Source organism: Flavobacterium sp. 90 (genome assembly GCF_004339525.1).
GTDB lineage: Bacteria > Bacteroidota > Bacteroidia > Flavobacteriales > Flavobacteriaceae > Flavobacterium.
Genome location: NZ_SMGE01000001.1, coordinates 1,696,174 through 1,708,182, shown reverse-complemented (window position 1 = coordinate 1,708,182; position 12,009 = coordinate 1,696,174). Strand labels below are relative to the sequence as shown.

Here is a 12,009-nt window from a genome sequence, read left to right as displayed (position 1 = left end):
TTTTACAAAATCCCTACTTAAAAAAATCTTTGCGAACTTTGCGGTAAAATTCGACGCAGTTAAACTTTTCACGAAAATATTAAAAACAAAAAACCCGAATATTTCTATTCGGGTTTTGTGGTACCTCCAGGGATCGAACCAGGGACACATGGATTTTCAGTCCATTGCTCTACCATCTGAGCTAAGGTACCTTTGTGTGCGTATTGCGGGTGCAAAGATAGAATCATTTTCCGTTTATCCAAAACATTTTTTTAAAAAAATCAATTCGTATCTTCGCAGAGGTAAAAAAATAAATATGGTTTTAGCAATTGATGTTGGTAATACAAGAATTAAAGCTTCTGTCTTTGAGGATAATAATGTTTTGGAGAGTTTTGTTTTTGATAAAAATGAGCTCGAAAAAAATATTGAAAAAATTTTAAAAAAATTTCCAAATTGCTCTGATTTGATCGTTGCTTCGGTTGGGAATATTGAAAAACAATCTTTTTTAGCTTTCGAAAAGACGCTGAATATTCACTTTTTTACTCACGAAGATCTTTTTCCCTTCACAAATAAGTATTCAACTCCAAAAACCTTAGGAATTGATCGTATGATTTTGGCTTCCGGAGCAACTTTGCGATTTCCGAAACAAAATAGATTAGTAATTGATGCAGGAACTTGCATTACCTACGATTTCATCGACGAAAATGACAATTATCTGGGCGGAGCAATTTCTCCGGGTCTGCGTTTAAGGTATGAAGCACTCCACAATTTCACAGCCAGATTGCCGTTACTGACTTTAGAGGCGCCGGAATCCTATATAGGAGATTCGACTGCACAAGCCATTCATTCGGGAGTTGTCAATGGCTTCGTCTATGAGATTGATGGTTTTATCGATGAATATCGAGCAAACTTTTCAAATTTTATAATAATTTTAACGGGAGGTGATGCAGATTTTTTGGCTAAACGATTAAAAAATACCATATTTGCCAATTCAAATTTCTTACTGGAGAGTTTGAATCAAACATTTCAATATAAAATCGACAATGATTAAAAAAATTATAGTAAGCGCTTGTTTGCTTATCTCGTTCGTTTCATTCGCTCAACAAGGAACAGCTTCTCCTTATTCTTTCTACGGAATTGGGGATGTAAGGTTCAAAGGAACTCTTGAATTCAGATCTATGGCAGGAGTTGCAGTGGAGCAGGATAGTATTCACTTAAATATTGAGAATCCCGCGAGTTATGCCAGTTTACTTCAGACAACTTTTAGTGTTGGAGGAACTTTTGGAACTTCAAACTTAAAAACTAGTCAGGAAACTGCAAAAGCACAAAGAACTACTTTTGATTATTTGGCGATAGGAATTCCGATGGGGAAATTCGGTGCAGCATTTGGTTTGATCCCGGTATCTTCAGTTGGATATAAAATTAGAAACGACAGAACGGATACTGAAGGAGCTACAAGTTCTCAGCTTAGTGGAACAGGTGGAATTAATAAAGTGTTTTTTGGTTTAGGATATAAAATCAGACCAAATTGGAATATTGGTGCAGATGCTCAATATAATTTTGGAAAAATCACAACAACAAGTGTAGAACTTCTTACAGGCGTTCAAAACTCAAGTGCAGAAACAAATGCAGCAGAGTTGTCAGGTCTTAGTTTTAGTATTGGTACAATGTATCAAACTAAGCTTAATAAAAAACTTGAATTATTTACTAGTTTGAGCTATGCTTTTGCAACTAACCTAAGTTCAAATACTACAAGAACTATTTCTGTTGATGGAGATTCTACTCCAATAGTATTTGATCCACACGGTGATGATTTAAAATTGCCAAACAAAGTAACATTTGGTGCAGGTATTGGTCAGGCAAGAAAATGGTTAGTTGGTACTACAATGGCTTTTCAGGGAGATGGGAAATTTGCGAATTACTATAATTCAGAGCAAAATGTACGTTATGAAAAATACCAAAAATATGCAGTAGGAGGGTATTTTATTCCTAATTATGCTTCTTTCTCAAATTATTTTAGCAGAATTACCTATAGAGCAGGATTGAAATACGAGAAAATTGGTTTAATAATCAATAATGAATCTATAAAAGATGTTGGTATGACTTTAGGAGCAGGAGTTCCAATTCCGGGGTATTTTTCGAATGTAAACTTTGGTGTTGAGTTTGGAAAAAGAGGTACCGTTTCTGCAAACCTGGTTCAGGAAAATTATGTAAACTTTAGTGTAAGTTTCTCTTTTAATGACAGATGGTTTATTAAGACGAAATATAATTAAACATAAAATCTTATGTTTTTTTAAGCACATACAATTTACTACATTTGGCAAATGAATTTACCAAAGAGATATATTATAAATACTGTCACAGTTCTCGCTGTGACACTGTTTTTTGGATGCGAAAGTAACTTTAAGGATGTTCAGAAATTTAACTTCTCTGAATTTGTTCCGGGCAGTGATGCTGATACAGTTAATATTAAGTACACGGATTCAGGTCGTATAACAGGGGTTTTGATAAGCAGGAAAATGTTGGATTATTCTAATCTGGATTTTCCATTTACAGAATTTCCTGTAGGTTTGGATGTTACTTTATACGACAAAAAACAAAAACGTACCTTTATAAGATCAAATTATGCAGTTTCGTATAAAACTACTGGTATAATAGATTTGCAGGGAAAAGTAAAAATCACATCAGAAACTGGTCAGATGCTGGAAACAGAACAATTGTATTTTGATCAGAAAAATGAATGGTTTTACACCGAAAGAAAATTCAAGCTTACAGATGCTAAAGGAGTTTCGTACGGACAAGGAATAGATTTTAGTAAAGATTTTAAAGTGATTAATTCGCAACGAGTAAGTGGCGAAATTGAATCATCAGAAGAATAAAAAAAGACATTATGGGTTACATGAAATATACGCAATACGTTTATATTGCTTTTGCAGTTTACTTTATTTATGATGGAATTACAAAGTTAAATGAAGGAAATGATACTTCGACTTTGAGTTTTATAATTGCAGGAATGGCTGTATTTATGTTTTTCTTTAGAAGGAAGTTTGTGAAGAAGTTTGATGACCGTAACAAAAAACAGTAAAAATGGAAATTAGTATTATAATACTATGTTTAATACTATCAGCCTTTTTTTCAGGAATGGAAATAGCTTTTATTTCCTCGAATAAGATTTATCTTGAAATTGAAAAAAAACAAGATAATTTTCTTTCTCAGATTCTAACAAAACTTACCGAAAACCCTTCAAAGTTTATTGCTGCAATGTTAATTGGTAACAACGTGGCTCTAGTTGTTTACGGTTTTTTTATGGGAGATTTAATTCTAAAATGTATCATAAGTTTAGGATTTCATTTTTCTGATTTTAGCAGTTTACTGATTCAAACTATAACTTCGACTTTTATAGTTTTAATGACGGCAGAGTTTCTTCCGAAAGTATTTTTTCAGATTTATGCCAATACATTGATTAAAGCATTTGCGCTTCCGGCGTATTTGTTTTATCGCTTATTCTATTATATTTCAACCTTCTTTATTTGGATATCAGATTTTGTTTTGAGGAAATTCTTCAAAACAGAAGGAGATCAGACACAACTTTATTTTAGTAAAATAGAACTTGGGAACTATATTACAGAACAAATGAATTCTGTTGAAGACGATGATGAGGTAGATTCTGAGATTCAGATTTTTCAAAATGCTTTAGAATTTTCCGGTGTAAAAGCGCGTGATATTATGACGCCGCGTACAGAAATTGTAGATATAGATTTATTTGACAGCATAACAGATCTTAAGGAATTATTTATTGAAACAGGATATTCTAAAATTGTAGTCAGTCAAAATTCTCTGGATGATATTGTGGGTTATGTACACTCTTTTGACTTGTTTAAGAAGCCAAAAACGATTAAATCGGTTTTGATGACTGTTGAGTTTGTTCCTGAAACAATTTTGATAAAAGACGCCTTAAATTTGCTGATTAAAAAGCGAAAAAATGTCGCGGTAGTTTTAGATGAATATGGAGGAACTTCGGGAATTATTACAATCGAAGATATTGTAGAGGAACTTTTTGGAGAAATCGAAGACGAACATGATTCAGAAGAAGAAGAACTAATCGAAGAAGAGTTAGGTGAAGGGAAATATTTGTTTTCAACACGTTTGGATGTGGAGTATTTAAATGAAACTTACAAATTAATGATTCCGGAAGAAGATTCTTACGGGACTTTGGGAGGTTTTATTGTGAATTATACCAAAGAAATCCCTCAAAAGGGCGATGAAATCGTGATTGACAACTTTTATTTCGTGATAGAAGAGGCGACAAATAAGAAAATTGAATTAGTCAAAATGACAATAAAAGACTGATTTTTTAAATTAATAAAAAAAATTGTTGAAAATAAAACGCTAGTTGTATTGTTATTAACTAGATAATTGTATTTTCGCAAACTGAATATAAAATTAACGATAATAAAAATGGCAGTTTTAGCAAAAATTAGACAGCGTTCCGCTTTATTGATAGGAGTTATTGCACTTGCATTATTTGCATTTATAATACAAGATCTTTTCACTAGAGGAAGTTTCGGTCAAAGTTCAAAAGATGTAGGAAGCATCGATGGAAAAGATATTTCATTTGAAGACTTTAGAGTTAAAGTTAGTAATGTTGAAAAAAGTGGTCAAGGAATTACTTCCACTGAAGCTGCAAACAGAGTTTGGGATCAAGAAGTTTCAATCGCATTATTATCTGCTCAGTTTGATAAATTGGGATTAAGAGTTGGTGAAAAACACTTACTTGAAGTTTTAAAAGCAGATCCAAATATTGGTAAAAACCCAATGTTTTTAAATGCAGCTGGATTATTTGATGTAGCTAAATTTAAAGAGTACTTCAAAACAAATCCTGACGCAGCTCAATATCTTTCTCAAAAAGAGACTGATGCTGAATTGAACGCAAAATATCAAATCTACAGCACACTTGTAAAAGCTGGACTTTATACAACTGTTAGCGAAGGAAAGTTGAAATATGAAATGGAAGCTAACAAAGTAAACTTTGCTTATGCTGCTGCATTATATTCTTCTATTAAAGATAGCGATGTTAAAATTTCTGATGATGAGATTGTTGCTTATATGAAGAAAAACGAGAAAAAATTCAAAGCTGATGAAACTCGTGAAATTCAATATGTTTTAGTAGAAGACAAAGCTTCAAAAGAAGACGAAGCTGAAATTAAAGCTAAAATTACTGCATTATTAAACGGTAGAGTTGAGTACAATACAAAAACTGGTAAAAACGATACATTGCCTGGTTTTAAAAGTGCAACAAACATTGCTGAATTCGTAAACTCAAATTCTGATGTTCCTTACGATTCTACATATGTTCCTAAAAATGCTTTACCAGCTATCGATGCTGATAAATTATTTAGTTTACCTGCAGGAGCAATTTACGGTCCTTATGTATACGGAAAATATTATGCTATCTCTAAATCTTTAGGATTTAAAGCTGGTGTTAATGCAAAAGCAAGTCATATCTTAATTGCATATGAAGGATCTCAAACTCCAAATGCTAAAGAAAAAAGAACTAAAGAAGAAGCTAAAGCTAAAGCTGAAGAAATTTTAGCACAAGTTCAGGCTAATCCTGATAGTTTCATGATGTTGGCATTTACAAGTTCTGATGACTCATCTGCGCAACAAGGTGGAGATTTAGGATATTTTGGTCCAAATCAAATGGTAAAACCATTCAATGATTTTGTATTCAATAACGGAATTGGAAAAATTGGTTTAGTTGAAACTCCTTTCGGATTTCACATTATCAAAATTACAGATAAACAAGACGGAATTCGTTTAGCTACAATTGCTCAAAAAATTGAGCCATCTGAAGCTACTTCTGATAAAGTATTTACATTGGCAACTAAATTCGAAATGGATGCTGCTAATAAAGATTTTAATGCAACTGCAAAAGAATTAGGTTTAAAAGTTGCTGCTCCGGTAACTGCAAAAGCTTTAGACGAGCAATTTGGTCCTCTAGGAAACCAACGTAACATCATTAGATGGGCATATGACAAAGAAACAAGCAAAGGAGATGTAAAACGTTTTGAAATTGCTAATATTGGGCACGTAATTGCACAATACAAAAGTGAAAACAAATCTGGTTTAGTATCTGTTACTTTAGCTAGACCTTATGTTGAGCCAATCTTGAAAAACAAGAAAAAAGCTGAAATGTTAAAAGCTAAAATGACAGGATCTAGCCTTGAAGCTATTGCTAAAAGCGCTGGTGTAGCTGTTCAACAAGCTGCTGACGTAACTATGGATAACCCGGTATTACCTGGTGGAGTTGGGCAAGAGCCAAGAGTTGTAGGTAATGCATTTGCTTTAGCTGCAAACAAAATCTCTGCTCCAATTGAAGGAAACACTGGAGTTTATGTAGTGAAAAATATTAGTACTGTTAAAGCTCCTGCTGCTGCTAATCACGCAGAATATGTAGCTAAAGTTAAAGCTCAAAGCGCATCTGATGCAAGCAGAATTTTGCCAGCATTGAAAGCTAACGCTAAAATTGAAGATAACAGATTACAATTTAACTACTAATATTTAGTAATTAGATAATTAAAATAAAAAACCCGAAATATTCAAACGAATATTTCGGGTTTTTCTTTGTGTTAAATTATGTTTTTTGTAGTATTTATTAGCCGCTTTTCTTAATGTATATAGGAATAATAGAAATAAAATTTTAAAAATTTGTGATATTCAAATTATTACAGTTAATTTGCTGCGATTTAACAAAGTAACTTCCGCCCCTAAGGTATTAGCTAAATTATAATTAACGGAGATAATAATCGAGTACTGTGGATAAACAAAAATTTTATATTTTTTATGTTTAATTTGTTAAGACGAAAGCCGAGGGTGTATACCAAAATTGAGAATCATATTTTGGGGATAATTACAGAACTTTTAAAACTTAGTAATACTGATATCAATTGTGATGAATTGGGAGGTAAGTATTATTTAAGTAATGAAGAACAGCATTTTAAAGTTACGGTATTAAGCAATGACTATGTTATTAGGTTAACCAATACCCGTGATTCTGTTGCTGAAAAATATGAAAAACTTTTTGTCGAAGATGTTTTAAAAGCTATAAAAGAAGAGAAACATCGAAGAATGGAGGTTGTTTATGATTCTATCAATAATAGTATAGAAAAAATGGCCGAGCGTTTACATAATACACTTATAGAAACCAACGAGCTCGAAACCCAAAAGGTGAGAAGACTTGAAACGAAACATATAAAAACAAAAAAAGCGAACTATTAGTTCGCTTTTTTTGTTTGATGTCAGATTGGATTGGCGATTTAATTCTGTAGAATCATTTCGTCATAAGTCAAGATTGTCTCGTAACCTTTTGAGGTAAAATATTCCTTTGGATTTTCTTTTGAAACAACCATTACAAAATCTCCGCCCCAGGCGCCAAGACTTTTAACTACTCCGGAAAAATCTGGAAAAGCAATTTCTTTAATTGTTTCCAGTTCTAATATATTGCTTAAATGAATTTCGTGTTTTTCTAAAGCAAAGGCAAATTCTTTCAAGTTTTCTGCTTTTAGAACAGCTTCAGTTATTTTATCGTTGTCAATAATGTTGTGAGCCAGATTTTGATTCTTATTGTTGTAATAAGCGTTTATTGCTGCTTTGCTGTTTTGTTTTTTATTGAGATAAACGAAATGAATATTTTTAGTAAAATCCGGGCTAAAATTAATTGTTTCTACGGTGGGTGAATTTTGTTGATCCAGGCGATATATAATTGGCGTATTATTTTGAGCGCAGGCAATATCGTAACCACTTCCTCCAAAACTGTTTTTAAGAAGCGTAAAAGCATTAATATTAGTCCATTGAGCGATATTGTTCAATAAAGTTGATGATGTGCCTAATCCCCAATTTTTTGGAAACGTAAGCTGTGTGCTTATTTTGTAGCCTTCTGCTTTATTAATAAAATCAGGATTTAAAAGATATGCTTCATGCAAAATATTTACTAAAGTACTTTTAACCGTTTCGATTTGGACTGGAATATTGGCTATAATTTCAGAAAATGAAATAGTGTTCTGAAACCAAAGATTTTCATCAAAGTCATAGCTTTGCCATTCAATTTCTTTATTTGAACCATTTTCTACAATTAAATTCTGTCCAAATTTGGTTGGTAATGCAAAAGCTTTGGCGCCATCTAAAACTAAATATTCGCCTGTAATAAGGAGTTTTCCGTTACTGTAAAAGGTTGTTTTCATTCTGTGTTTTTTAGCCCCGATAGTAGTGAAAATCCTTTTTTATTCGCCGCGGCGAATAAAAAAGATTGCAACGGATAGCGGGAATAGCTCCTTATCCTTCAACTAGTTTTAGAGCAGCTAATTATTTTCTTATATTTTCAATAAATTCTACAACTGCACTGTGTGAAACGGCATTTTTCTTAAAATGAGCTTTGATTAAATGGCGTTCTTCATCTGTTGCTTCAAATTGGTTGATGATGTTGTTTAAGTGCATTTTCATGTGACCTTCCTGAATTCCGGTTGTGGTTAATGAGCGTAATGCTGCAAAATTTTGTGCCAGACCTGCAACAGCGACAATCTCCATTAATTCTTTTGCAGATGGTTTTTCGAGTACGTCTAAACTTAATTTTACTAACGGATGTAAAGATGTTAATCCGCCAACGGTTCCGATTGCTAATGGGATTTCTAGCCAAAAAGTAAAAATTCCGTTTTCAATTTTGGCATGTGATAAACTTGAATATTGACCGTTTTTTGATGCATATGCATGAACTCCAGCTTCTACAGCTCTAAAGTCGTTTCCAGTTGCAAGAATTACGGCATCAACACCATTCATGATGCCTTTATTGTGTGTAACAGCTCTGAATGGCTCAACTTCTGCAATTTGAACTGCCTGAACAAAACGCTCGGCAAATTCTTGTGGATTCGGAATATGTTTTTCGGTTAAATCTTCAATTGGGCAAGAAACTTCGGCTCTAACAAGGCAATTAGGAACATAATTAGACAAAATGCTCATAATTACTTCAAGGGTTTCATCTTTCGAAAATAAATCTGAACCTTGAAATTCGTCTTTTAAAGTAGTAGCAAATTGCTCTAAACAAGAGTTTATGAAATTTGCGCCCATACTGTCTTTTGTCTCAAAAGTGGCGTGAAGCTGAAAGTAGTTTTCGAGTAAACTTCTTTTGTCTTTTAATTTAATATCTAAAATTCCGCCACCACGTTGTTGCATGTTTTTAGTAATGCTTTGGGTTTCAGAAAAGAATTTTGGTTTGATTTGATCGAAAAATAACTGTAGTTTTTGTGCATCTCCGCTGAAAGTAAAATGTACTTGTCCAATTTTTTCGGTATCAATTACAGTTGCTTTAAAACCTCCTCGAGTTGCCCAATATTTGGCTGCTTTTGAGGCAGCTGCAACTACAGAACTTTCCTCAATTGCCATTGGGATTGTTTTGTATTTATTGTTTATTAAAAAATTTGGAGCGACTCCTAACGGAATGTATAGGTTAGTTATTGTGTTTTCGATGAATTCGTCATGCAATTGTTGAAGCTTTTCGTCTGAATTCCAGTAATTTCTTATAATAGTTAAGGCTTCTTGAGGCTCTGAAAAGTAGGTATTGGCGATCCAGTTAATTTTTTCTTTTTTGGATAATTTCGAAAATCCGGCAACTGCGTTGTTCATTCTCAGTGTATTAAATAATATTGTTGCGACAAAGATACCAATTTAAGAGATTTGTTTAAAATCTATTTAAATTTAGAAAGTACGCAATCGTTATTTTTTTTAACATTTAACACTTAAAATGTGTATTATGTTTATTTTTTTTACTAAAATTGGGCTCTTTTTTATATTTAAAATAATTCAAATGAATACAAGTAAAATTACGGTTATACTTTTGTTATTAGTTGCTACTGTTTTTGGGCAACAAAAAATTACAGTTGAGAATATTTATGGTGGAGCATTTCTTGCTAAAGGAATGGATGAATTGAAATCTTTGAAAAATACAGACCAATATACTGTATTGAATGTGGATAGAGCTAGTAGGAGTATGCAAATAGATTTATATGATTTTGCAACTTTAAAAAAAGTATCTAATTTAATCGATACAAAAAATCATAAGGAATTAGCAAGCGGAATTAACAGTTATAGTTTTGATGCCTCTGAAAAAAAGATTTTAATTGCTTGTAATACTAATAAAATCTTTCGTCACTCTTTTACTGCAGATTATTATTTATATGATATTACTTCTAAATCATTAACAAAACTTTTCGATTTTCAGATTCAGGAACCAACTTTCTCACCTGATGGAACTAAAATCGCTTATGCTAAAGAAAATAACCTTTATGTATATGATGTAGCTTCAAAAAAATCGACTGCTGTTACTACTGATGGAAAGAAAAACGCAATTATCAATGGTATTACGGACTGGGTTTATGAAGAAGAGTTTGCTTTTGTCCGAGCTTTTGACTGGAGTAAAGACAGTAAAAAATTAGCTTATATTCGTTTTGACGAAAGTGCCGTTCCGGAATTTTCAATGTCAATGTTTCATAAAGATTTATATCCAACAATCGAAACGTTTAAATATCCTAAAGCAGGAGAGAAAAATTCAGTAGTTTCATTACATATATATGATGCTGTTGCAAATGCTACTAAAAAAGTTGATTTAGGAAATTATAACGACTTTTATATTGCAAGATTAAAATGGACAAATGATAATAACATATTATCGGCTCAGGTTTTAAACCGTCACCAGGATAATCTTGATTTACTTTTTGTTGATGGAACTACAGCCGCTGCAAAAGTGGTTTTGAATGAAAAAGACAAAGCATATGTTGATGTTACAGATAACTTGACTTTCTTAAAAGATAATAGTTTTATCTGGACTAGCGAAAAAGACGGATTTAATCATATTTATGTTTATGATAAAACCGGAAAACTTAAAAATCAGGTTACTAAAGGTAACTGGGAAGTAGTGAATTACTACGGTTTTGACGAAAAAACAAAAACTATTTTCTATCAATCTACAGAAAATGGTTCTATCAACAGAGATATTTACAGAATTGGTTTAGACGGAAAAAGTAAAGTACGTTTAACTTCTAAAGTTGGAACAAGTGCGGCTACTTTTAGTCCAAATTTCCTATTCTTTATTAATACATTCTCAAGTGCTTCTCAACCTACGACTTATACTTTGAATGAAGCAAAAACTGGAAAAGAGGTTCAGGTTATTGAAAACAATCAGGCTCTTTCTGATAAATTGAAAGCATATAACTTACCAACTAAAGAATTCTTTGTTTTAAAAACAGCAAAAGGAAACGAACTTAATGCCTGGATTTTGAAGCCAAAAGATTTTGATCCTTCAAAAAAATATCCTGTTTTCATGTACCAATATTCTGGTCCGGGATCTCAACAAGTAAATAACGATTGGAATAGTACTGACGATTACTGGTTTATTTCCCTAACACAACAAGGTTATATTGTAGCTTGCGTTGATGGTAGAGGGACCGGTTTTAAAGGTGCTGATTTCAAAAAAGTAACTCAAAAAGAATTAGGTAAATACGAAGTAGAAGATCAAATTGATGCTGCAAAAGTAATTGGAGCTTATCCATATGTTGATGCTTCAAGAATTGGAATATTCGGATGGAGTTATGGTGGTTTCATGGCTTCGAACTGTATTTTTCAGGGAAATGATGTTTTCAAAATGGCTATCGCTGTTGCTCCGGTAACAAACTGGCGTTTTTATGACTCTGTTTACACAGAAAGATACATGCAGACTCCACAAGAAAATGCTAGTGGATATGACCAAAACTCTCCAATAAATCACGTTGATAAATTAAAAGGTAAATTTTTATTGATTCACGGTTCAGGTGATGACAACGTTCATTTGCAAAACTCAATGCAAATGATGGAAGCTTTGATTCAGGCAAATAAACAATTTGATTCTCAGATATATCCGGATAAAGATCATCATATTCTTGGTATGAGAACGAGAATTAACCTTTATAATAAAATGACTAACTTTATCAAAGAAAATTTATAATT

10 protein-coding genes and 1 tRNA gene are annotated in these 12,009 nt (G+C 32.5%); 8 read left to right on the top strand and 3 right to left on the bottom strand.

The annotated features are described in order from the left end of the window. Nucleotides 1–118: 118 nt before the first annotated feature. A tRNA-Phe gene (locus C8C83_RS06830) sits at nt 119–191 on the bottom strand. A gap of 104 nt (nt 192–295) precedes the next feature. Between C8C83_RS06830 and C8C83_RS06825 the strand changes: the two genes are divergently transcribed. From C8C83_RS06825 to C8C83_RS06795, 7 genes are all read left to right on the top strand, one after another. After that, a complete protein-coding gene (locus C8C83_RS06825; protein ID WP_121329979.1) occupies nt 296–1,030 on the top strand; it encodes a type III pantothenate kinase in 735 nt (244 codons plus the stop codon). Further along, complete coding sequence (locus tag C8C83_RS06820) at nt 1,023–2,252, top strand: hypothetical protein (protein WP_121327270.1); 1,230 nt, start codon at nt 1,023–1,025, stop codon at nt 2,250–2,252. Before C8C83_RS06825 ends, C8C83_RS06820 begins: the two co-directional genes overlap by 8 nt. 51 nt (nt 2,253–2,303) lie before the next feature. Continuing rightward, nucleotides 2,304–2,858 carry an LPS export ABC transporter periplasmic protein LptC gene (lptC, locus tag C8C83_RS06815; RefSeq protein ID WP_121327269.1) on the top strand — a complete coding sequence of 185 codons (555 nt, stop codon included), beginning with the start codon at nt 2,304–2,306 and terminating at the stop codon, nt 2,856–2,858. Nucleotides 2,859–2,869: 11 nt separating this feature from the next. Next, complete coding sequence (locus C8C83_RS06810) at nt 2,870–3,064, top strand: hypothetical protein (protein WP_099710519.1); 195 nt, start codon at nt 2,870–2,872, stop codon at nt 3,062–3,064. Nucleotides 3,065–3,066: 2 nt separating this feature from the next. After that, nucleotides 3,067–4,329, top strand: a complete 1,263-nt coding sequence (locus C8C83_RS06805; RefSeq protein ID WP_121327267.1) for a hemolysin family protein — start codon at nt 3,067–3,069, stop codon at nt 4,327–4,329. A 108-nt stretch (nt 4,330–4,437) separates the two neighbouring features. Next, nucleotides 4,438–6,537, top strand: a complete 2,100-nt coding sequence (locus C8C83_RS06800) for a peptidylprolyl isomerase (RefSeq protein WP_121327265.1) — start codon at nt 4,438–4,440, stop codon at nt 6,535–6,537. 342 nt (nt 6,538–6,879) lie between these two features. Further along, the gene (locus C8C83_RS06795) at nt 6,880–7,257 is read left to right on the top strand and encodes a hypothetical protein (protein WP_233566022.1); all 378 of its coding nucleotides are present in this window, start codon (nt 6,880–6,882) and stop codon (nt 7,255–7,257) included. A gap of 38 nt (nt 7,258–7,295) precedes the next feature. Here the strand turns inward: C8C83_RS06795 and C8C83_RS06790 are convergent, their stop codons facing one another. After that, nucleotides 7,296–8,219 carry a GYDIA family GHMP kinase gene (locus C8C83_RS06790; RefSeq protein ID WP_121327261.1) on the bottom strand — a complete coding sequence of 308 codons (924 nt, stop codon included), beginning with the start codon at nt 8,217–8,219 and terminating at the stop codon, nt 7,296–7,298. A gap of 121 nt (nt 8,220–8,340) precedes the next feature. Then, nucleotides 8,341–9,654 carry a hydroxymethylglutaryl-CoA reductase, degradative gene (locus tag C8C83_RS06785; RefSeq protein WP_121327259.1) on the bottom strand — a complete coding sequence of 438 codons (1,314 nt, stop codon included), beginning with the start codon at nt 9,652–9,654 and terminating at the stop codon, nt 8,341–8,343. A gap of 181 nt (nt 9,655–9,835) precedes the next feature. On the opposite strand from C8C83_RS06785, the gene C8C83_RS06780 reads away from it, so the two are divergent. After that, nucleotides 9,836–12,007 carry a S9 family peptidase gene (locus tag C8C83_RS06780; protein ID WP_121327257.1) on the top strand — a complete coding sequence of 724 codons (2,172 nt, stop codon included), beginning with the start codon at nt 9,836–9,838 and terminating at the stop codon, nt 12,005–12,007. Nucleotides 12,008–12,009: the final 2 nt, after the last annotated feature.